General features: G+C 65.9%; 19 protein-coding genes and 1 tRNA gene. 6 read left to right on the forward strand and 14 right to left on the reverse strand.

From position 1 onward, the window contains the following. Window positions 1–53: 53 nt before the first annotated feature. The 3 genes from rplJ to DR039_RS03085 form a co-directional block, all read right to left on the reverse strand. Window positions 54–575: a 50S ribosomal protein L10 gene (gene rplJ / locus DR039_RS03075; protein ID WP_111835899.1), complete on the reverse strand. Its 522-nt coding sequence runs from the start codon at window positions 573–575 to the stop codon at window positions 54–56. A 308-nt stretch (window positions 576–883) separates the two neighbouring features. Then, window positions 884–2,434: an OmpA family protein gene (locus DR039_RS03080; protein WP_126622315.1), complete on the reverse strand. Its 1,551-nt coding sequence runs from the start codon at window positions 2,432–2,434 to the stop codon at window positions 884–886. An 82-nt stretch (window positions 2,435–2,516) separates the two neighbouring features. Continuing rightward, complete coding sequence (locus DR039_RS03085; RefSeq protein WP_111835901.1) at window positions 2,517–5,042, reverse strand: serine/threonine-protein kinase; 2,526 nt, start codon at window positions 5,040–5,042, stop codon at window positions 2,517–2,519. A 383-nt stretch (window positions 5,043–5,425) separates the two neighbouring features. On the opposite strand from DR039_RS03085, the gene DR039_RS03090 reads away from it, so the two are divergent. Beyond that, window positions 5,426–5,902, forward strand: a complete 477-nt coding sequence (locus DR039_RS03090; RefSeq protein ID WP_111835902.1) for a DUF192 domain-containing protein — start codon at window positions 5,426–5,428, stop codon at window positions 5,900–5,902. Here the strand turns inward: DR039_RS03090 and rplA are convergent. The 5 genes from rplA to DR039_RS03115 all read right to left on the reverse strand — a co-directional run bounded on the left by rplA (window position 5,892) and on the right by DR039_RS03115 (window position 8,527). Next, window positions 5,892–6,581: a 50S ribosomal protein L1 gene (gene rplA, locus DR039_RS03095; RefSeq protein ID WP_111835903.1), complete on the reverse strand. Its 690-nt coding sequence runs from the start codon at window positions 6,579–6,581 to the stop codon at window positions 5,892–5,894. The genes DR039_RS03090 and rplA overlap by 11 nt on opposite strands. Window positions 6,582–6,655: 74 nt before the next feature. Then, window positions 6,656–7,087, reverse strand: a complete 432-nt coding sequence (rplK, locus tag DR039_RS03100) for a 50S ribosomal protein L11 (RefSeq protein ID WP_111835904.1) — start codon at window positions 7,085–7,087, stop codon at window positions 6,656–6,658. 231 nt (window positions 7,088–7,318) lie between these two features. Further along, on the reverse strand, window positions 7,319–8,059 hold the full coding sequence (gene nusG / locus DR039_RS03105; RefSeq protein ID WP_407641261.1) for a transcription termination/antitermination protein NusG: 741 nt from the start codon (window positions 8,057–8,059) through the stop codon (window positions 7,319–7,321). A 75-nt stretch (window positions 8,060–8,134) separates the two neighbouring features. Next, a complete protein-coding gene (gene secE / locus DR039_RS03110; protein ID WP_111835906.1) occupies window positions 8,135–8,362 on the reverse strand; it encodes a preprotein translocase subunit SecE in 228 nt (75 codons plus the stop codon). Window positions 8,363–8,454: 92 nt separating this feature from the next. Next, window positions 8,455–8,527, reverse strand: a tRNA-Trp gene (locus DR039_RS03115). Window positions 8,528–8,670: 143 nt separating this feature from the next. Here DR039_RS03115 and DR039_RS03120 point away from each other — a divergent pair. After that, entirely contained in the window at window positions 8,671–9,654 is a 984-nt protein-coding gene (locus DR039_RS03120) for a DUF4862 family protein (protein WP_111835907.1), read from the forward strand. 141 nt (window positions 9,655–9,795) lie between these two features. Continuing rightward, window positions 9,796–11,007 carry a pyridoxal phosphate-dependent aminotransferase gene (locus tag DR039_RS03125; RefSeq protein ID WP_229116749.1) on the forward strand — a complete coding sequence of 404 codons (1,212 nt, stop codon included), beginning with the start codon at window positions 9,796–9,798 and terminating at the stop codon, window positions 11,005–11,007. Between the two features lie 204 nt (window positions 11,008–11,211). Here DR039_RS03125 and DR039_RS03130 read toward each other — a convergent pair whose 3' ends face one another. Further along, window positions 11,212–12,474, reverse strand: a complete 1,263-nt coding sequence (locus tag DR039_RS03130; RefSeq protein ID WP_111835909.1) for a phosphotransferase — start codon at window positions 12,472–12,474, stop codon at window positions 11,212–11,214. 132 nt (window positions 12,475–12,606) lie between these two features. Here DR039_RS03130 and DR039_RS03135 point away from each other — a divergent pair, with 132 nt between their 5' ends. Further along, entirely contained in the window at window positions 12,607–13,629 is a 1,023-nt protein-coding gene (locus tag DR039_RS03135; RefSeq protein WP_111835910.1) for an adenosine deaminase, read from the forward strand. A 125-nt stretch (window positions 13,630–13,754) separates the two neighbouring features. Here the strand turns inward: DR039_RS03135 and DR039_RS03140 are convergent, their stop codons facing one another. The 4 genes from DR039_RS03140 to DR039_RS03155 all read right to left on the reverse strand — a co-directional run bounded on the left by DR039_RS03140 (window position 13,755) and on the right by DR039_RS03155 (window position 17,019). Beyond that, a complete protein-coding gene (locus DR039_RS03140; protein ID WP_111835911.1) occupies window positions 13,755–14,897 on the reverse strand; it encodes a DMT family transporter in 1,143 nt (380 codons plus the stop codon). Continuing rightward, window positions 14,894–16,258 (reverse strand): UDP-N-acetylmuramate dehydrogenase, encoded by a 1,365-nt coding sequence (locus tag DR039_RS03145; RefSeq protein WP_111835912.1) that lies wholly within the window; start codon window positions 16,256–16,258, stop codon window positions 14,894–14,896. The genes DR039_RS03140 and DR039_RS03145 overlap by 4 nt, the downstream gene beginning before the upstream one ends. Before the next feature lie 276 nt (window positions 16,259–16,534). Further along, window positions 16,535–16,633, reverse strand: a complete 99-nt coding sequence (locus DR039_RS03150; protein WP_003792170.1) for a 30S ribosomal protein bS22 — start codon at window positions 16,631–16,633, stop codon at window positions 16,535–16,537. A gap of 140 nt (window positions 16,634–16,773) precedes the next feature. Next, the gene (locus DR039_RS03155; protein WP_111836025.1) at window positions 16,774–17,019 is read right to left on the reverse strand and encodes a helix-turn-helix domain-containing protein; all 246 of its coding nucleotides are present in this window, start codon (window positions 17,017–17,019) and stop codon (window positions 16,774–16,776) included. 217 nt (window positions 17,020–17,236) lie between these two features. Between DR039_RS03155 and DR039_RS03160 the strand changes: the two genes are divergently transcribed. Together DR039_RS03160 and DR039_RS03165 are read left to right on the forward strand one after the other, a co-directional pair. Then, window positions 17,237–18,721: a TrkH family potassium uptake protein gene (locus DR039_RS03160; protein WP_111835913.1), complete on the forward strand. Its 1,485-nt coding sequence runs from the start codon at window positions 17,237–17,239 to the stop codon at window positions 18,719–18,721. A 206-nt stretch (window positions 18,722–18,927) separates the two neighbouring features. Next, window positions 18,928–19,596 carry a potassium channel family protein gene (locus tag DR039_RS03165; RefSeq protein ID WP_111835914.1) on the forward strand — a complete coding sequence of 223 codons (669 nt, stop codon included), beginning with the start codon at window positions 18,928–18,930 and terminating at the stop codon, window positions 19,594–19,596. 112 nt (window positions 19,597–19,708) lie between these two features. Here the strand turns inward: DR039_RS03165 and DR039_RS03170 are convergent, their stop codons facing one another. Further along, entirely contained in the window at window positions 19,709–20,650 is a 942-nt protein-coding gene (locus DR039_RS03170) for an aldose-1-epimerase (RefSeq protein ID WP_111835915.1), read from the reverse strand. Between the last annotated feature and the right edge of the window lie 79 nt (window positions 20,651–20,729).

Genomic DNA, 20,729 nt, shown 5'->3' on the forward strand with positions numbered 1-20,729 from the left:
ACTGTCTGAATCTCAGCACAGGGTGAGTTGTTGGGGTTTGACGCGGGTGGCGCTCAGGCCGCCTGCTCCTGCTTCTCGCGCAGGGCGTCGACAGTGCGGACCGCCTTGGAGGCAGGCGCAACGAAGAGGTAAGCAGCCTTGGACAGGGACGCCTTCATAGCGCCCGCAGCCTTGGCCAGCAGCACCTCGCGGGTCTCGAGCGAAGCCAGCTTCTCAACATCAACCGGGGCCAGGACCTTGCCGTCCATGAAGCCACCCTTGATAACGAGCTGCTGGTTCTCCTTGGCGAAGTCACGCAGCGCCTTGGCAGCCTCAACCGGCTCACCGGTGACGAAAGCCAGAGCCGTGGGGCCCTTGAGGTCCTCCGCGAAAGCCTCCAGCCCAGTCTGGCGGGCAGCGATCGCAGCAAGCGTGTTCTTCACCACGGCGTACTCGGCGTTACCGGCAAGGGAACGACGCAGCTCCTTGAGCTGGGCGACGCTCATCCCCCGGTACTCAGTCAGCAGGACAGCGCTGGCACCGCGGAACCTGTCCGCAATCTCAGCAACCGCTGCTTCCTTGTCAGGCCTTGCCATGGGCCCTCCTTCCGTGGTCATCCGCGGGCCCCGAATGAACAGAGCCCCGCGCCGGTGGGCACGGGGCTCGCAGTCCGCAAAGCGGAAGGATCTCCTAAAACTCACCTGCGCTGGCTCCGACGACGTCGGACTTGGCCCCGATCAAGGGGGGACCTGCGGTCTTTGGCGGTGCAACCCTAACCCGCCAGCCAGCACCCGACGCAAGCCAAAGGCCCGCCAAGCAGCGGTGCGATCGGTCACGTCAAGCGCTAGGCGCAAGCGTGCGCGGCCTGCCAGCCCGCGCTAGCGCAGCCCGCCGCCCTCAGGCCTCAGCCCTGCTCCACCGGAATATCAGTCAGCCGCAAGGTCAGCACCGGCGTAGAGCTTTCACTCTCATCGCCTGCAGGCAGGTCCAGCACCACCTTGTCCTCCCCTGTATCCGGCCAGACAGCAGGCAGGTGCAAGGGCTCTCCACCGCCCTTAAGCTCCACCCGCATCACATCCGCCAAGGGCTTGGCGTCCTCACCGCCCACCAGGTAACCCGCCACCGGCAAATAAGTGTTGCCCTTGAGCAAGGTCAGGTTGTCCACCCGAAAGCTGTCCTGGTACCAGTCAACTGCTTTGAAGGCCCGCGGCAGGTTGAAAGCGCCGTAGGGGAACTCCACATCAGCGGTGGAGCGCATAAGCACCTCTCCCACCAGGTAGCCCTGGGTGCGGATGACCTTCTCCATCCAAACGTGAATGGTCTGGCCCTGATACTGCACGTCCACGCCGTCCTTGCCGGCGCCTACCGGGCCTTTGGCAGTCGGCATCTGCCCCGGAGCTAAAGACGGCGGAGCTGTGGGCTTGGCCTCCTGCCCCTCCTTGGGGTTGGTAGGAGTTAAAACCACTTCAACTCTTCGGTTTGCCTGCCGGTTCTCATCAGAGTCATTTGGCACGCGCGGCTGCGACTCTCCCTTACCCGCCACGGTTTGCTGCCAAGCATTCAAGCTGGTCAGTTGCCCCAGGCGGTCAGCCACCGCTTTGGCCCGCTGTTCGGAAAGAGTCTGATTGGAGGCGTCGTCGAGCACGTCGTCGGTGTGCCCAGTCACCTGCATGCTGCCACCAGAGGGGAAGCGCTGCAGTTGCTGCACCACAGAAGCCAAGATGGCGTCAGCCTGGGCGGACAAAGTGGCGGAGCCAGAATCAAAGGTGACGTCACCGTTGATGGTAACCGTGGTGACTCCCTCATCCTCCTTCGTATCCGCAGAGCCATCCGAGACCACTGAGCTGGTAACGATCCGGTTGGTGCCCTCAGCCGTGCGGTCAGCGTCTGCGTTTTCAAGCGCTTTATCCAGGTCAAAGCCAGCCTGGCCGGGCCCCACCACCGGCACCCCAAGCACCACGCCAGAATGTGGCAGCAGCACCTCCACGCTGTTAATCGTCTCCGGCAAGGCACTAAACACCGGGTACAGCTCGATCCACTCCCCCGCTTTCACTCCGTCAAATAAGGGCGAAGCGTCACCGCCAATCACGGGGTACATCACGTCATTAGCCAAAGAAAGGAGCCTGAAGCCGCCCAGGTTCCCGGTGTCCCCACCGCTAAACTGACCGAAGCCCAGCTTGTGATCCTCCCCAGCAACCGGGCTATAGGCCACTCGCAGCACAGTAAGGCCATCGCGCACCGCCGCTGGTCCCACCGTCACGTCCCAGGAAGCACCATTTAAGGCAGTGCGGAGCTTGATGGCCGCTGCAGCGCCTGGGCTCGCACCGCCTGCAGCGGGCGACGCCGTCGCACTGCCACCGCCTTTTCCGTCGGCCTTGCCACAGGCTGCCAGCACGGGCAGACCAGCTGCGGCAAAGGTCGCCAACATGATCCTGCGACGAGAAACAGTGCTCACTTTGGATCGCTCCTTAACTCAGCAAACCACGGGCGCGCACAAAAGCGCGAGGGCGGGTTCGCGGCAGTTCGACGGCGGTCATTCAGTTGCCAATCACCGCGTAAATCACCAGGTCTCCGTAATTTCCACCCTCTTGCACTAATAGGCGAGGCGCCCCAGCCTGGTCACCCTTAGCTCCAGGCTGTGGTGGCAACACATGCAGCAGGCTGCCTTTTACCTGCCAAGTCTGCTCACCGGTCTTACGGTTATAGGCAACCACCTGGTCGCCCACGGCCTTGGAGTTAGACGAGGGCTCCCCCATGGTGAACAAGATGCCAGCGCCGCTGTCAATCAGCCCCGCAGGATGCAGCGCACAAGGCTCACCCTCAGTGCGGGTGGGCGCCGCAAAGCTGACCTCCTGACCTACCAGTTTCGCAGCGCAGGCATTCGTGTCCAGAGCCAGCACTGCCGAATCCGTGCCCTTGGCCAGCAACTGCCGCTCATAGCGGTCAGAGCTCTCCGGCACTGACTCAAGCGCCCGCTTAAACTCTGCCGCCTCAGTGGGCTCCGGAACCCCCCACTTGGTGGGAGCGCCCGCTGCTGAAGCGACCTGCCCCAAGGACTTGCCCTTGGCGTCGTAAACCACTGCGGGATTGCCCTGAACTAGGAAACCTGCGTCGCCAATATTGATATCAATGCCGCCAGGTTGGGGCTTATCCCAATCAGGCTGCCGTTCCACCGGATGCGACAGAAGAATCGTGCCGTCAGCGGCACTCAGGACCTGCATCCGCTTGGAGCCACTCTCATAGGTCAAGATGAACTTCGAGGTGATTTCTGCCTTGGTGTATCCACCGTCCACGCGCCATTTTTGCTTGCCGGAAGAGTCCATAGCTAGCAGCGAGCCTTCATAGTTGCCTTCGCGAATGATCGCTAGCTCACCAATATTGCCCAAGACATCGGCTTCCTTCGCCAGGTTGATCTGCTTGGGCTGACCGTCAATCCCAATAAACTTGCGGTCGTTATTGGCGTTCTTACAAAGGAAGATCTCATTGTTGAAGAAATAGCCTTCCCAACATTCACCCGTCCAAACCGGAGCATGGTTGGAGCTGTTGAGGTCACGCAGGGACCACTCACTGCCGCTGCGCGTCGCCAGCATCCGGTTATCCCGAGACATTCGTTTATCGGAAACGTCAGCTATCCGCTGCCGCTCCTGCACGGTGGCCTGCAAAGGCACAGCACTAAAGGTGGCCCCCGTATCGCTGCTCAGATACCACCACAAGCCGCCTCCCCCCAAGCCAAGCAAAGCTAGGGAGGCAGCCACGCCAGCGGCCACCAACTTCCGGCGGCGCGGCTTGGGCGCCTGAGGTACCAAGCTGGCGGGCGCAGACCCACCCCCATATGTGAAGGCAGCCGGAACAGGGCCGCCCGCACCGGGAGGTGCCAGCACAGAAGTGGTCGCACCTCCCGCCAGCAGCTGCGTACCGGCTGTGCCAGCCACAGCCAGGCCATAACCCACCGGCGCCTGCGCAGGCACCTGCCCGTAGAGCCCCTGCGGGGAGTTCGCTGAAGGCTGGACGCCGTAGCCATTTGCCGCGGCACCAGACCGGCCCCCCTTTGCGGCGCTGCCAGCTTTAGAGTCCGGCTTCTCCCCGGGATCATCCCACTCAAAAGGCCGCGCTGCGGGGCGATTGGCCGGAGGTTTGCTCAGGCGAGGAGCTGCAGGCAGGCCACGCAGGGAGGGCTCCAGAGCGCGCAGGCGCTCCGCCGCCTCCGCAGCAGAGGGGCGCTCAGCGGCCTGCTTGGACTGCATCAACTCCAGCAGCTCCCAGAGCGCTTCCGGGATGCCTTCTGGGCGGCCAGGACTGCGCCGCGCATGGCTGGCCAGAACCTGCGGCGTGCTGCCAACAAACGGTGCCACGCCGCAGGCTAGCTCATAGAGCATGGTGCCCAGCGAGTAGACATCTGCGGTCATGGGAGGCACCTTGCCGGTAAGCACCTCCGGGGCCATGTAGAGCGGCGTGCCAATGGCACTGGTGGAGGTGGTGGCACCCACCGCCTCACAAATCCGCGCCACCCCAAAGTCAGCCAGGCGGGGAATGACTGGCTCACCCTCACCGTGGCGTTCCAACAGCACGTTGGCCGGCTTGATGTCCCGGTGCAGCACCCCGCCCTCATGCACGGCAGCCAGACCATCTGCGATCAAGGCACCAATCCGGGCCACCTCCGAGGGCGGCAGGTTGCCGACCTTCGTCAGGTAGCCGCGCAGGTCACCGCCGTCAACCAGGTCCATGACAATCGCAAAGGTGCCGCCCTCAACCACCAGGTCACGCACTGCCACCACTGACCGGGAGCGCACCCGCATGAGGGTGGCCCGCTCCGCCAGAAAACGCTCCAGCACACCCGGCTGGGAGGCGATCTCCGCGCGCAGGATCTTGGCCGCCAGTTCCTCATCGACGTGAGGGGCGCTGGTCTCCTCCTCAACCGGGTCCCAGGTTCCAGTGGCTTCCGGGCTATGCTTTGCCCGCCAGACCTCACCCTGGGCGCCAGTGCCGATCCGCTCCAGCAGAAGGTAGGCACTGCCAAGGCGCCGCAGCGCCCCAGAAGAGGGAGAGGAGGCAGAAGTGGTCATTGCTTGCTCCGGGTGATCGATAACCGGTCTTAAGTTGGGGCTGCACTGAACCTACCGCCCAGGGCAGAGCTTTCGGTCCATTTGCTAGAGAATAACGGGGCTTTGACGCAGGTATGCGGACCTGGAACAAGGCCCGCAAACAGCACTGTCCGGCCCAGCATTCATGGCCCCGCAGCCCTAGGGTAATTGTTGATCAGGGCATCGTCACCGGGCAGACCCGCCCGCCTGCCCAGGTTCTCCCCGGGTAGTGGGGCGCAAGCAAGCGCGAGGCCCGACCCGCCGCCCGCACCATCGCGCAATTGGAGACTCCCCCAACTGGTCCCACCGAAATGCTGACTGAATTGACCCTTGTAACATTGCGCCCCGCCGCGGACGCTTAGCAGGTGAGCAACACGGTCCCGGTCTGGGCGGAATGGCCCGCGCCCACCCTCCTGCTAGTCAATGGCCGCCCCACCGGCCTGCCCCTGTGGCTAGCCCGTCGGCGACAAGAACGCCTGCAAGGACTGCGCGGCACCAAAGGCCTCTCCGGTGGCGTCTGGATCACCGCCTGCAATGCCGTGCACTGCATCGGCATGAGCTACCCGATCGACGTCGTTCACGTCACCAGAAACGGCACCGTGATAGACGTGGGGCGGATGCGCCCCGGAAGCATCGGCATGCCCCGTTTTAAGGCCCACGCCGTGTTAGAGCTGCCTGCCGGTATGGCCCAGGAACTCGGCATAAGGCGCGGCGCGGTGGTAGCGCCCGGCCACGCCGTCGAGGTGCCAAAAGCGCCTGACGCCGACCACCCGCATGAGGCAGTCGGCGTCAGGGGCAGCGACGGCGTCGACTCAACGACGCAGTTCGTGCTCAGGCCTTAGTGACATCCATCGGAATGCCGGGGCCCATGGTGGTGGCCATGGTGGCCTTCAGGATGTAGCGGCCCTTGGAGGTGGCCGGCTTGAGGCGCAGGACCTCATCCAGGGCGGCGCGCAGGTTCTCCACCAGCTGCTCCTCAGTGAAGGAGGTCTTGCCGATGATGAAGTTCAGGTTGGCGGCACGGTCCACACGGAACTCGATGCGGCCACCCTTAATGTCGGTGACGGCCTTGGCCACGTCCATGGTCACGGTGCCCGTCTTGGGGTTGGGCATGAGGCCACGGGGACCGAGCACGCGGCCCAGGCGGCCAACCTTGCCCATGAGGTCCGGGGTGGCGACGGCGGCGTCAAAGTCCGTGTAGCCCTTGGCGACCTTCTCAATGAGCTCGTCGCCGCCGACCTCGTCAGCGCCAGCAGCGAGGGCCTGCTCGGCACGCTCACCCTGGGCAAAGACGATGACGCGGGCGGTCTTACCAGTACCGTGCGGCAGGGACACGGTGCCACGCACCATCTGGTCGGCCTTGCGGGGGTCCACACCGAGGCGGAAGACGACGTCCACAGTGGAGTCGAACTTCGTAACGGTGGTTTCCTTGGCCAGGTGGACGGCCTCGGCCGGGGTGTAGATGATCCCGGACTGGATCTTCTCAGCGGCGGCGCGGTAGGCCTTGCTGCGCTTGGTCATCTGCTTCTCCTTGCAGTCGTGGTGAACGGGCCGCGCAGGCCCTTCCACGGGGGTTTGTCTGTGGGGGTTGAGGCTCAGGCCTCGACGGTGATGCCCATGGAGCGGGCGGTGCCAGCGATGATCTTCGCGGCGGCGTCAATGTCATTGGCGTTGAGGTCGGCCATCTTGGTCTGGGCGATCTCCTTTACCTGGTCCATGGTCAGCGAACCAACCTTGGCGGTGTGAGGAGTGGCGGAACCCTTGGGCACGCCAGCGGCCTTCTTGATCATCTCCGCGGCCGGGGGCGTCTTGGTGACGAAGGTGAAGGAGCGGTCCTCGTAGACCGTGATCTCAACGGGGATGACGTTGCCGCGCTGAGACTCTGTGGCCGCGTTGTAGGCCTTGCAGAACTCCATGATGTTGACGCCATGCTGACCGAGCGCGGGGCCGATCGGCGGGGCGGGGTTGGCTGCGCCGGCCTGGATCTGGAGCTTGATGAGCCCGGCGACCTTCTTCTTGGGAGCCATGGTGGATGGATCTCTTTCTTGTCCGGAAACGCTGCACGCCTGCCGTGCAACGGTTGCGCGCACACCCAGGCGAAGCGCCAAGGCACACGCACGAACGCCAATCCTAGCCCCAGCCAAGCCCTACTAACGACCGCGGTGCGCGGGATCACAGGCCAAAACGCTGTGATGCAGGACGCCCGCCGAGCTGACTCAAGGCCAGCTGCGGCGGGCGTCACAGCACTGCTACGCGCTTCAGATCTTGGCGACCTGACTGAAAGAAAGCTCGGCAGGAGTGTCACGGCCAAACAGCGAGATAAGCACCTGCACCTTCTGCGTCTCGGGGTGAATCTCCGCAATCGTGGCGGGCAGAGACTCGAAGGGACCATCCGTGACAATCACAGACTCGCCCACCTCGAAGGCCACCTCGTAAACCTGGCCGCCGGCAGCCACCTGCGTCTTGGCACCCTCCTCCGGGGCAGCATTGGCAGCCTCGGCCTGCTTGGCAGCCACCTCCTCCGGGGTGGGGCCGAGCTGAGAGACCGCCTCCTCAAAGGTCAGCGGGACGGGGTTGTAGCGGTCACCTACAAAGCCGGTGACAGCCGGAGTGTCCTTGATGGTGCGCCACACGCGGTCAGAAGTCTCCGGGTCATCCAGGTCCATGCGCACAAACACGTAGCCAGGAATGCGGACCCGCGAGACCTCCTTTTTCTTGTTGCCGTTCTTAATCTCGATGACAGTTTCCATCGGGACGACGGCGTCGAAGACATAGTCCTCAATCTCGAAGTTTTCCGCGCGGGTGCGGATATCCGTGGCCACGCGGCGCTCATAGCCGGAGTAGGTGTGCAGGACGTACCACTCGCCGGGCAGGCCGGACATCTCCTTGCGGAAGGCCTCCAGCGGGTCGACGACGGGGGTGGTGTCAGCGGCGGCGGAGTCCTCAGCGGCGTCGGCGGCCTCGGTTACGGGCTCCTCGGACACGATCTCCTCAGACACGATGTACCTGCTTTCAGCTAAATGGCTTGGTGATGGGCGGGGCGGCGCTCATGAACTCGGCTCACCCGTGCCGGGTCAGACAAAGACCCAGTTGACAATCTGGTTGAAGACGAAGTCGAGCGCACCGGTGAAAGCCATAATCGCCAGGATGAAGACGACCACCACGATGAAATAGGTGCTCAACTCATTGCGGGTCGGCCAGACGACCTTCTTGAGCTCATCAACCACCTGGCGCAGGAACAGCGCAATACGGGCGAATAGGCCACGCTTCTTACGCTGCTCAACAGCGGCGCTCTCGCTCATAATCACGGTCCTCAGGCTCGGCGGTTCGTTCACTACCCATTAGGGCGAGAAGACGAAACCGACGGGACCTCCCGGCAGATCCGCCGTCTCAGCAGGGCAGGCGGGACTCGAACCCACAACCGCCGGTTTTGGAGACCGGTGCGCTACCAATTGCGCCACTGCCCTTCAGCGAGACTCAATACTCGCACAAGGCCCCCCTGATCGCGAAATATCCTGAGGTGGCCTGCGACACGTCCCGCTGGTGAGGGCTAGTATCGAGACATCAGACGTCCTGCCGGGACGAGCTCAACGAGGAGAGACGAGCAGATATGACCTACGGTCTCATCGGCGCCTACGCATCACTGCCAGCAGACCAGGCGGAGCAGGAGGAGTACTACCGGCTCCTCGCCCAGATACCCGGCGTCCGTGGCCTAGAAATCCCCTACGTGCATGGCCTGGGCGACCTCCCCTGGTTGGCGGCCCAGCTAGCTCCCCACTGGGACCGCAATATCGTCACCGGCGTGGGCGGCACCATGGTGCGCGTCTGGGACACCGGCACCTTCGGCCTGGCCTCCACCTCCGCGGAGGGCCGCACTGCCGCTCTAGCCTTCACCCGCGAGCTGCGCGACGCGGTGGAAGCCCTGCGCGAAGCCTGCGGGCGTGACGTAGTGGCCGGTGTGGAAATCCACTCCGCCCCCTCCGGCGAGCATGGCGTAGCCCACTGCCCCGAGGCCTTCGGCGAATCCCTGGCAGAAATCGTGGACTACGACTGGGGCGGGGCCCCGCTGCTAGTGGAGCACTGCGATGCCTTCGTAGCCCCTGACCGCGGCGAAAAGCGCCTCATGAGCTTGGACGATGAGTTGGCGGTGCTGGCCGAGCTGGGCCGCCCCGAGATTCGCATGACCTTGAACTGGGGCCGTTCTGCCCTGGAAGCGCGGGATGCCGCCGTGGCGGCCCAGCACGTGCGCCAGGTGCGGGCGGCTGGGCTCTTGGAGGGCGTCATGTTCTCTGGCGCCGGTCCAGCAGATACGCAGTACGCCAAGGCCTGGATGGACGGACACCTGCCATTAGACGTGGATGAGCCTGGCTCTGCGATGGGAGCCGCCCAGGTGCGCGAGTGCACAGTGGCCGCCCTGGCTACTGAGGCAGCGGTTCTGAGCGCTGCTGGCAGCCCCGCCGCGCTGGCACAAGCCGCCCCGGCCGCCTATATCGGCGCAAAGTGCCAGGTGCCCGACGTTGACCTCGCTACCCGCCTTCGCTTTGTGCGCAACATCCTGGACGCCACAGAAGTGGCACAGTTTGCAGCACTTTGAGCAGCTGCTGCCGGGCTGACCAGCGTAAAACCGCATGATTCCAACGACTCGATGAGTCGGCGGAGAGGTGGACAAGCTCAAAGTGCTGCATTTTGTGCCACAAGTCAGGCAGATGACAGCGCACCATGGGAGCATGGGGCCGTGAGCACACCAAAGAAGCGAGTTTCAGCCCGGCTAGCCGCAATCGCCCCTTCCGCCACCCTGGTTGTCGATTCCAAAGCCAAAGCGCTTAAGGCCGCCGGCCGCCCGGTCATTGGCTTTGGCGCTGGTGAGCCAGATTTCGCGACCCCCGATTACATTGTCGAAGCCGCCGTAGCCGCCGCCAAGGACCCGGTCAACCACAAGTACACCCCCGCCAAGGGCCTGCCAGCCCTGCGCGAGGCCATCGCCGCCAAGACCCTGCGGGACTCCGGCTATGAGGTCTGCCCGGATGACATCATCGTCACCAACGGTGGCAAACAAGCCGTGTTCGCGGCTTTTGTCGCCCTGGTAGACCCAGGTGACGAGGTCATCCTGCCCGCCCCCTACTGGGTCACCTACCCAGAGTGCGTCCGCCTGGCTGGCGGCACCCCCGTGGAGGTCTTTGCCGGCGCAGACCAGGACTACAAGGTCACGCTGGAGCAGTTGGAGGCCGCCCGCACCGAACGCACCAAAGCGTTGCTGCTCTGCTCCCCCTCCAACCCCACCGGCTCCGTCTACACACCCGCCGAGCTGACCGCCATCGGCCAGTGGGCCCTAGAACATGGCATCTGGGTGATCTCTGACGAAATCTACGAACACCTGCTCTACGACGGTGCCGAGCCTGCCCACATCGTCAAGCTGGTGCCTGAGCTGGCAGACCAGACCGTGGTGCTGAACGGAGTAGCCAAGACCTACGCCATGACCGGTTGGCGGGTGGGCTGGATGTTGGGCCCCTCAGATGTCCTCAAGGCCGCCACCAATCTCCAGTCGCATATGACCAGCAACGTCGCCAACGTCTCCCAGCGGGCGGCGCTGGCCGCCGTCAGTGGTGACCTGTCCGCCGTCGCCCAGATGCGGGAGGCCTTTGACCGGCGCCGCAAGCTAATGGTGGAGATGCTCTCCAGCATTGAGCACTTGGTGGTGCCGAGGCCGCAGGGCGCCTTCTACGCCTACCCGAGCATTGAGGGACTGGTGGGCAAGACTCTGCGCGGCCGGGTGATCGACTCTTCCATCACCCTGGCTGACGCGATTCTCGAACACGTTGAGGTTGCAGTGGTGCCTGGTGAGGCCTTCGGGCGCTCCGGATACTTGCGCCTGTCCTACGCAACCAGCGACGAGGCCATCACCGAGGGTGTGAGCCGCATGCAGCAACTCCTAGCTGAGCTGCGCTGAGCCGCTCACGACGACGTCACCCGCCGAGGCTAACCGACCCCGGCGGGTGACGCATTTATAGCGCGAATGCTGCCGGTTCAGCGGGGTAGCTAACCGCCAATGGTTTTACTGTTCACCCGCGCAGCAGGGCGGCTGGCCCGGCCCAGAGCGCTGCTTAAAGCGCCAGCTTGGACCGCCGCGCAGAACCCCGGCGCAGAGCGCTGCTCAGACCACCGGCGCGGAGTGAGGGGCACGGCGCGTATCGATCTCGCGAGCCTCAGCCAGCCACAGCTCGGCGCGTGCCAAGCGACCTTCGGCGTCGGCCCGCCAGGCACCACCGTCCTCACGGCGGGCCCCAGCCACCAAGGAAAGCACCACGCCCGCGCAACGCGCGCGCAAAGCCACCGGATCCGCTTGCAGGTCTGCCAGGCGCGTCCAGGTATCAACAGCCGGGCGCAGGTAGGGGTAGGAGGCGGGCGCCAAGTGGTCCAGTATGCTGACGTGCCCCAGCAGGCAAGCTAGGTCATCCACGCGATGCCCCGGCCCCAGGGAGTCAACGTCCAGCAGGCAGGCCACCTGCTCCCCGTCCATCAGCACATTCGCCTCATAGAAGTCACCGTGCACCGGCACCACCGGCCCCGGATCCGTGCGCGCCATGAGTTCCACGACGCCGTCGGCCACCGCCCGCGTGCGGGCCGCGCACTGCGGCAGGACGGTGGCAGCGGCATGCGCGTAGTGGCGCACCCGCTCAGACCAGGCGGGTCGCCGCGGCAGCTGGACGGCGTCAGCGGGCAGGGAATCCAACAATTTGGTGAGGGCCCCAAACACCCGGGTGGCTTTGGCCTCATCCATGCCAGCTGCCAGCAAGCCGGAGAGGGGCGAGCCCAGACCGGTGGAGATCAGCACGAAACCGTCCTGATCCTCCCGCAGGATGCGTGGCGCCGGAACCTTGGCGATCTCCAGGAGTCGGTGCCGCTGCACGAAAGGACGCGCTTGGGAGGGGCGCAGCACCTTGGCATAGGCCGTGGAGTGGTCCGGGTAGGTGACGCGCAGGACAGCCCGGCGGGTGGGTCGGTAGACCACCACCTCCACACTCACCTGGGCCCCCAGGCGCTGCCCCAGAGCCGACGGGGTACAAGCCACCGTCAGGGCGGGCAATTCCGGGTCGGCCGGGTGGCGCCACACGTGGATGGTGGGACCCGAGCCGCCGGTGGGGGCCACCCGCACCAAATGGGGTGAGTTCGGGTTGGACAGGCGCGCCGTCGTTGCAAATAGGTATTCGGTGGCGCGGTAACCCTCCGGAAAGTCCACCAGGGCCGTGTAGCCCACGGAAACGCCGGCGCCGGGGCGGTGATGCACGGAGTGCACCCGCCAGGAGACGAGGGTCTGGCGGGAAGGGGCGAGGGCCGCCGCCAGCACTGATGCCGCACGTGGTCCCGTGAGCAGGGAGACGTCTTCAGCCTCCCGACCGGCCAGTGCGTTGTCCATGGGCACCAGTCTGCCCTACGTGCAGGCAAATGCGCGGCACATGCATGGGCTCTCATCCCCGTGCAGCCCGCGGATTGGCGCGAGTACGCGCTTGGCGAATTGACCGGCGGGTGACGTGGCACAATCCCGCCCATGCGCAACCTAGCCAAGCTGCCCAAGGCGCACCTGCACCTGCACTTCACGGGTTCGATGCGCCTGGACACGCTGGTGGAGTTGGCTTCCGCCACGCGCACCCGGCTGCCCTCCTCGTTTATCGACGGCGACCCACTGCACGTACCCGCCGACCACCGCGGCTGGTTTCGTTTCCAACGCTCCTATGACACCGCCCGCGCGCTCGTCCGCAGCGAGGAGGTGATGCGCCGTCTGGTGCTGGAGGCTGCCTTGGATGACGCTGCTGAGGGCTCTCGGCGCCTGGAGATTCAGGTGGACCCGACGTCGTATGCGCCCTATGTGGGTGGGATAACTCCGGCGCTGGAGATCATTCTGGATGCCGCTAAGCAGGCCACTGTGCTCACTGGCGTGGAGGTGGCGGTGGTGGTGGCGGCATCCCGCATGCGGCACCCCTTGGATGCGCGGACGCTGGCGCGGCTGGCGGTGCGGCATGCGGGCGACGGTGCAGGCCAGGTGGTGGGCTTTGGGCTGTCCAACGACGAGCGGGCTGGGGACACGGCGTCTTGGGGACCGGCCTTCGCGATTGCGCGGCGCGCCGGGCTGGCTTCGCTGCCCCATGGCGGGGAGTTGCTGGGGCCGAAGCATGTGCGGGAGGTGGTGTCGGCTTTGGGGCCGACGCGCCTGGGGCATGGGGTGCGGCTCAGTGAGGACCCGGCGCTGTTAGAGGCGGTGGCGGCAGCGGGAATCAGTCTGGAGGTGTGCCCGGCTTCCAATGTCTGCCTGGGGGTGTACCGCGAGCCTGGTGATGTGCCACTCGGGACCCTGCTGGCGCACGGGGCGCAGGTGGCTTTGGGGGCGGACGACCCGCTGTTGTTCCAGTCGCGGCTGGTGGACCAGTACGAGATCGCACGGGCGCAGGGTATGGATGACGCGGCACTGGCTGAGTTGGCGCGTGGCTCGATCCGGGCTTCCTTGGCTAGTGAAGGGTCCAAGGCACGGTGGCTGGCTGAGGTGGATGACTGGCTGGCTAGCTCTGGTTCATAGGGCGGGAGCGCCCGTTTGTGTCGAAAACGCCCGTTTGTGACGAGTTCGCCCGCACTGCGGGCGTTTTGGTCACGAACGGGCGTTTTCGACGTCGAGGCCTGAGGCAGCACTGGACCGAGCGGCGGCTAGGACTTGCGCAGTACCGCAACCAATCGACGTCGTCGCAGCAAAGGCTCGAGCTCCGCCACCACCGAGCCGGCAAAGATCAACGAGCCACCCACCAGCAGCCGCAAGGTCACCAGTTCCCCAACCAATAGCACTGCAAAAACTGCGGAGAACACCGGTTCCATGGCCATGATGACTGCCGCCCGCGCCGCATCCATGCGCGCCTGCGCCCAGGTTTGCCCCAGCAGTGCCACGAGCCCACCGATCACTGCCAGGAACACCATGACGCCCCACTGTCGGGCCCCCTGCGGCAGCACCAGCCCGCCTTCCAAGGCAAGCGGCGCATGAATCACGGCCAGCGCAATCATCTGGATAGCGCCCAGCGCCAGCGCATTGCGCCCCACGCTCCACCGCCCCAGCAACACCACGTGGAAGGAATAGCCGACGGCGCCGCTGACCAGCAGCAACTCACCCGCACCGACATGCAAACCCGCCAGACCGAGCACCGCAGCCCCCGCGAACGCCAGCAGCACCGCGAGCAGCGTCGAGCGGGCCAGCCGCACCCGCCACAGCAACCAGGCCACCACCGGTGTGCCCACCACGTACAGGGCGGTCAGAAAGCCAGATACCGACGCCGAAGCGCGGTCCAGTCCATAGGTCTGAAGGATTTGGGAGAGGGCGTAGACGGCGCCCAGGGCCACGCCTCGCCACCAGGTGCCCCAGTCGGCACGCCACAGCTGCGGGGCCAAAACCACCGCCCCCACCGCACCGGCAATCGCGAAGCGCAGGCCCAAGAAGTCCAACACGGGCATGCGCACCAGCAGGTCCTTGGTGAGGGGGAAAGAGGCGCCCCAGGCAGCAGCCACCACAATCAGCACTACTGCGGGCGCAAGTTGGGAGGCAGCGGAGGGCTGCACCCGGCGGTTGGCTTGGATGGGCTCGCCGCTGGCTGTGGGCTCGAAACTAACCGGCGCCTCCCGATCAAACAGTGGCGCAGCATCGGCTGCGGTGGTTTCGCCGTTAGGCGGAGTCTTGGCCTTGGCTGAGGTCGCCTCAGCGCTGGTCTGCGTGTCGGTAATGGCCTGCATATCGGCGCCCAGGTGCGGGATCGGGGTGGCGCCCGCCGACTCGACGCCCCCGGGCTCCAGGCTGGTGGCGCTCACCAGCCGACGTGCACGGGCTCGGGCACCAGGGTGACGCCGTAGCTCTCGCGCACCCCGGCAACGACGGCGTCGCGCAGGGCGGCCAGTTCGGCGGCGGTGGCACCACCACGGTTAGTTAGGGCCAGCACATGCTTGGTGGACAGGCTGGCGGCAGGCCCGGCCTTACCCCCGGTGGGCCCAGCGCCAGCCCCGGCGGGCGCGGCAGCCTGAGAGCCAGTTCCCCCGGCCCCGGCGTCGCCGTTAAGAGCCCAGCCTCTGCTGAAGCCTGCGTGGTCGATTAGCCAGGCGGCGGAGGTCTTCACCAGTCCCTCCATCCGGGGCACGCCGCTGGCGCTGGTGGTGCGGGAGTGGTCTGCCACGGGGAAGCGGGGGGCTTCGGCGGGCAGGGCCGCAGCTTCGGCGGCAGTCAGGATGGGGTTGGTGAAGAAGGAGCCGGCGCTCCAGGTGTCGTGGTCGGCGGAGTCCAGCACCATGCCCTTTGAACGGCGCAGCGCCAACACTGCCTCACGCACCTCGCGCATGGGCGCGCGCTCCCCCAGCTCCACGCCGAGCGCCTGTGCCAGCTGCTTGTAGGCGATGGGGGCGGAAAGCGTGGCCTGCCGGACGGCGAAGACCACCTGTAGCACCACCCAGCGGCCAGTGGGCCCCCAGATGCGCCCGCCACCCACGCTGGCGTCGGTCAGGGAGCGTTTAAGGGCGGAGTCACGGTAGCTGAGGGCCAGCTCGCTCAAAGGCAGGTGAACCGGCTGGTTCAGCGCACGGTCCCAGGCGCGCACAAAGGCGATCAGCTCGGCGACCTCAGCGCCGTAGGCCCCAATGTTTTGCACCGGGGCGGCGCCCACGGTGCCGGGGATGCCGGAGAGCGGTGCGAATCCGCCCCATTGGCTGGCTACGGCTTCACGCACCAGCTCGTCCCAGGTGGTGCCAGCGGTGGCCTGCACTTCGACGCCGCCGCAGCGGTCGTCGGACAGGAGGCGCACCTGCGTGCGGGCGTCGCGGATGACCAGGCCGTCAAAGCCTGCGTCCGCAGCCAGAATATTGGAGCCCCCACCGATGACGAGGACGGGGGTGCCCGCCGCGTCGACGCCCCGCACGGCGTCGATGATTTCCGCCTCGGTGCTGGCCTCCAGGTATTCGCGCACCGGCCCACCCACGCGCAAGGTGGTGAGTTCAGCCAGGGTGGTGGGGGCGGGGCTGCTGCCCAGTGGGTGGGCTAGGGCCTCGACGGCGGGGGGCCAGGTGGCGGGGGCGGCGGGGCCCTCCGTCATGGGCAGTTCACAGGAGGCGGCGTCGGCGTGGGCCGGCAGGCTGCTGGAAGCCTGGGGATGGGCATCTGGCTGCTGGCGGGGAGACTGGGTCATCTGGGTTCCTGTTGGTGGGGTTGGTGCTGCTGCCAGGATATCGGGGCGACGGCGTCAGGCGGTCATCCCCGCGGCTACTGCGCTTTGCTTCGGCTGCGGCGGGGAACCGCAGGGGCCGAGTCAGACAGCACCGGGGGCGGGGTAGCCAGGCGGCACGGGTGAGCTGGCCTGCGCTGGGGCATGCGACAGGTGCGCTGGCTTGCGCTGGGGCATGCGAAGGGCCCCGGCTGGAGACTTGGCTCTGCTCGGGGCCCTGCAATCACGCGAGTGCGCGCGTCACTTCTTGTTACGGCGCTGGTGACGGGTCTTGCGCAGAAGCTTGCGGTGCTTCTTCTTGGCCATGCGCTTGCGGCGCTTCTTGATGACGGATCCCATGAGATCTCCTCGTAGTCGTGGTGAGCTAGCGCCCGGTTGGCCCGTGCCGGTCCGGCCGTGGTCTTATCGGGGTGTCAACCGGCGGCGCGCTGGCGCACGCAAGCACCGGCCACACAGTGACCGGGCGATTCTAACGGTTCTCAGGAGCCGGCGACTGCCTGATCCTCGTGTCCCCAGTCACCTAGTCCAGCAGACAGGTACTCCTCGATGGCGCGCTGCGGCACCCGGAAAGAGCGCCCGACCTGCATAGCCACCAGTTCACCGGAGTGAACCATGCGGTACACGGTCATCTTGGAGACGCGCAGAATCGCGGCCACCTCGGCCACGGTGTAGAAGGCAGGAGCGGCGCCGGCGCCGGCTGCTGAAGTAGGCAGACCCGAAGGCATGGGCAGATTTCCCGTCGTCATGGGCGAATAGATGCGAACTTGAGCGGCCAGGACAGTCGACCGGCGGTCAACTTCCTGACACCGTGCCAATATAGCCCAGTCACGCACACCACACAGGTACTTTTTTGTCACATAGTGCACATCCTGCGCAATCGCACCGACGTCGTCGCCCTCCGCCACCCAAGTGCCACCCCACCAGGCCCAGGTACTTGCGCCGATGGACCACAATAGGCGCGTGCCCGCCACGACAGAAGAGCTGACGCCTTCCACCAACCGAGATGGCAATGACAGCCAAGGCTCTCGGCTGGTCGCACGCGCAGCTGTACCGACCGGCTGGCGCGCCGCCGTCGCCAAACTCAACCCGCGCGGCTACGTGAACCGGGCCGCCCGCACCTCCCCCGCCCGCCTAGCCCTGCTGGTCTTCGCCACGATCATCGCCTGCATCACCGGCCTGCTCTGCCTGCCAATCGCCACCGCCAGCGGACATGCCGCACCCTTCGTGGAGGCCCTGTTCCAAGCCACCTCCGCCGTCTGTGTCACCGGCCTAACCACCGTGGACACTGCCACCTACTGGTCCACTTTCGGGCAGGCCAGCATCATCGTGGGCTCCGCCATCGGCGGCCTAGGCGTCATGACCCTGGCCTCACTGCTGTCCCTAGCCGTCTCCCGCCACGTGGGCCTGACGCAGCGCATGCTCACCGCCTCCGAGACCCAGTCTTCCCTGGGCGACGTCGGTTCCCTACTGCGCGCCGTCATCGGCACCTCCCTAGGCGTAGAAATCCTCCTGACCGCCGCCCTGCTGCCCCGATTCCTGACTCTGGGACTCCCAGTATCCGAAGCCTCCTGGTACTCCGTGTTCATGGCGCTGTCCATCTTCAACAACGCCGGATTCGTCATCATGCCGGAGGGGCTGGAGCCGCACGCCACCGACTGGTGGATGTGCATGCCGATCGTCATCGGCACCTTCCTAGGGGCGGTGGGCTTCCCTGTGATCCTGGACATCGTGCGCCGTCGCCACCGCCCCCGCGCCTGGACCCTGCACACCAAACTCACGCTGGCCACCTATTCCCTGCTAAGCCTGGTAGCCGCCGTCAGCGTCGGGGCACTGGAATGGAATAACCCCCGGACCCTCGGCACAATGCCACTGCACGGAAAAGTGCTCTCCTCCCTGGTCAGTTCAGTCAACGCCCGCTCCTCCGGCCTGGCCACCACGCCGACCTCGGAGATGTACGAGACCACCTGGTTCCTGCAGGACTTCCTCATGTTCATTGGCGGCGGCTCAGCCTCCACTGCTGGCGGCATCAAGGTGACCACCTTTGCGGTGCTGGTGCTGGCGATTATTGCGGAGGCGCGCGGCGACCAGGATATTGAGGCCTACGGGCGCCGCATTGGCCTATCCACCGTACGCCTATGCGTTGCCGTGGTCTTCATTGGGGCGACGGCGGTAGGCGCAGCCACCCTCCTGCTCCTCCAGCTCACCGACCTGGACTTGGACCACATCCTGTTTGAGACCATCAGTGCCTTCGCCACCGTGGGACTGTCCACTGGGGTGACCCCCACCCTGCCCGACTCCGCCAAATATGTGCTGGTAGCCCTGATGTACATCGGGCGTGTGGGCACCATGACTATGGCCTCTGCCCTGGCCCTGCGCGAGCGGCGGCGCGTGATCCGGATGCCCGAGGGGCGCCCAATGATCGGTTAAACCGCTACCGTGTAGGCCGTTGCCAAGCGGCCCGCCGCCTGGCAGCAGGCCGCCCTACAGCAAACCGTCGCACGCGGTCGTGGCGGCACCGCAGTGGCGCTGGCACACCAGCCATCACGGCCACCACGGCCAGACCGACGGCGTCGCCAACAAAGCTCAGCCGACAGCCCACCACCAGCCCATCCACCACCAAACGAGGAGCCCTCATGCCAGACCCGAGCGTTTACAACGACTCGACCCTTGTGATCGGGCTAGGCCGTTTCGGCTCCGCCATGGCCGCCACCTTGGACCGCCTGGGCCGCGAGGTGCTGGCGGTGGAGCATGACCCGGCCATCGTCCGCCAATGGTCCGGACGCATCCCCCTGGTGGAGGCTGACGCCACCGATATGGAAGCCCTAGAGCAGCTAGGCGCCACCGAGTTCGGCACCGCCGTTGTGGGCCTGTCCTCCTCGCTGGAGGCCTCCGTGCTCATCACCGGAAACCTGGTGGACCTGGGCACCCCACAGATTTGGGCCAAAGCCACCAGCCGCTCCCACGGGCGCATTTTGCGGCGCATCGGGGCGCATCACGTCGTCTACCCGGAGTTTGACGCCGGCCAGCGCGCCGCGCACCTGGTCTCGGGACGCATGCTGGACTACATCGAGATGGAAAAGGGCGGCTTCACGATTGTGAAGATGCACCCGCCAGCTGAGCTACACGGCTTCACCATTGGTGACGCCAAGATCCGCTCCCGCTACGGGGTGACGGTATTCGGTCTGATGAGCCCTGGGGAGCCCTTCGAGTACGCCAAAGCAGACACCCTGGTCAGCGCTGACGACGTGCTGGTGGTCGGCGGTGACGCCACCTTGCTGGAGCGCTTCGCTAACCGCAACTAGCACTGGCGACGGCACCCCTTTCTGTCGAGAACGCCTGTTTGTGACGAAAACGCCTGCACTGCGGGCGTTTTCGTCACAAACGGGCGAATTGGCTGCGGCGGGCCCGCTCGGTTCAGTCTTCCTCGCGCAGGTTCCAGGCCAGGGTGTGCTCGGCGCCAAGCTCCAGCTCAATCAGACTTTCACCGGTGTTAAAGGCATTCGCCGGGCAGGTCATGGGCTCTACCGCCAGGCCCCGACGGCCCATATGGTCAGCCGTGTAAATCTGCGCCCAGGGGGTATCGGCTGACAGCACGACGGCGGGGCCGCCTGCGGCGCAAGCCAGGCGAATCTCCCACACGCCCTGCGGCAGCCCGGTGAAGGCGTTATCCGCCAGAGTGGCGCCGATCCGCTTACCCGCACGCCAGTCTTGCTCCGTGCCCGCCACATCCCGCAGCTCAGTGGGGGTCAGCTGCGCATCCGTCTCCAACACCTTGGCACCGGGCAGGGTCAACACGCAGTCGTCAATCTTCACCCCCCGGCTCAGGTACGGGTGGGCCGCAACCCCATAGGGCGCAGCCGCGAGCGCCCCGGTGGCCAGGTCCTCCGGGGCACCCACTGCGTCTACGGTCGCCAGCGCCGCCCCCACACAGATCGCCTGGGTGGTTACGGATAGGCCCGAGACGGGGTGCAGCCTATAAGTGGTGGTGACCAACAGGGCCCAGGGGTAGCCATAGGAGGCGGGCAGTAGGGTCTCAAAGCTGGCGGCGTCGGCAGATACTTCTGTGACTTCCCAGTCGGTCCAGGAGACCAGGCCGTGGTTGGCGGCGCCCCGCTCGGGCTCATTGCAGGCCACCTGGAAGGTGCGCCCACCGCGGGTGTAGGTGGACCCGGCGATGCGATTGGGCCAAGGCAGCATGGTCTTGCCTTGCCAGCCGGAGGGCAGAGTGGCCTCGGCGTCGAAAGGCACGATGAGGTCGCGGCCCTGGCGGCTCAGAGAGACCAGCATGCCGCCGCAGGAAGCCACTTCCGCCTGGTAGTCGCCGGCTGTCAGGGTGATGAGTTCTCCGTTAAGCATGGTGTCCTCCTGGTGCGCTTGACCCCAACGCTACGTCACGCTTGGGCACCGGGCGGACCGCCGACGCCGTCGTCCTGTT

It is taken from the genome of Actinomyces bovis, assembly GCF_900444995.1.
In the GTDB taxonomy this organism is placed as follows: domain Bacteria; phylum Actinomycetota; class Actinomycetes; order Actinomycetales; family Actinomycetaceae; genus Actinomyces; species Actinomyces bovis.

Excerpts from the sequence above, each read along its gene's own strand:
- rplJ (WP_111835899.1), bottom strand. The coding sequence starts at position 575 with ATGGCAAGGCCTGACAAGGAAGCAGCGGTTGCTGAGATTGCGGACAGG.
- DR039_RS03085 (WP_111835901.1), bottom strand. The coding sequence starts at position 5,042 with ATGACCACTTCTGCCTCCTCTCCCTCTTCTGGGGCGCTGCGGCGCCTT.
- rplA (WP_111835903.1), bottom strand. The coding sequence starts at position 6,581 with ATGACCAAGCGCAGCAAGGCCTACCGCGCCGCCGCTGAGAAGATCCAG.
- rplK (WP_111835904.1), bottom strand. The coding sequence starts at position 7,087 with ATGGCTCCCAAGAAGAAGGTCGCCGGGCTCATCAAGCTCCAGATCCAG.
- secE (WP_111835906.1), bottom strand. The coding sequence starts at position 8,362 with ATGAGCGAGAGCGCCGCTGTTGAGCAGCGTAAGAAGCGTGGCCTATTC.
- DR039_RS03120 (WP_111835907.1), top strand. The coding sequence starts at position 8,671 with ATGACCTACGGTCTCATCGGCGCCTACGCATCACTGCCAGCAGACCAG.
- DR039_RS03130 (WP_111835909.1), bottom strand. The coding sequence starts at position 12,474 with ATGGACAACGCACTGGCCGGTCGGGAGGCTGAAGACGTCTCCCTGCTC.
- DR039_RS03135 (WP_111835910.1), top strand. The coding sequence starts at position 12,607 with ATGCGCAACCTAGCCAAGCTGCCCAAGGCGCACCTGCACCTGCACTTC.
- DR039_RS03145 (WP_111835912.1), bottom strand. The coding sequence starts at position 16,258 with ATGACCCAGTCTCCCCGCCAGCAGCCAGATGCCCATCCCCAGGCTTCC.
- DR039_RS03150 (WP_003792170.1), bottom strand. The coding sequence starts at position 16,633 with ATGGGATCCGTCATCAAGAAGCGCCGCAAGCGCATGGCCAAGAAGAAG.
- DR039_RS03155 (WP_111836025.1), bottom strand. The coding sequence starts at position 17,019 with ATGCCTTCGGGTCTGCCTACTTCAGCAGCCGGCGCCGGCGCCGCTCCT.
- DR039_RS03160 (WP_111835913.1), top strand. The coding sequence starts at position 17,237 with ATGGACCACAATAGGCGCGTGCCCGCCACGACAGAAGAGCTGACGCCT.
- DR039_RS03165 (WP_111835914.1), top strand. The coding sequence starts at position 18,928 with ATGCCAGACCCGAGCGTTTACAACGACTCGACCCTTGTGATCGGGCTA.
- DR039_RS03170 (WP_111835915.1), bottom strand. The coding sequence starts at position 20,650 with ATGCTTAACGGAGAACTCATCACCCTGACAGCCGGCGACTACCAGGCG.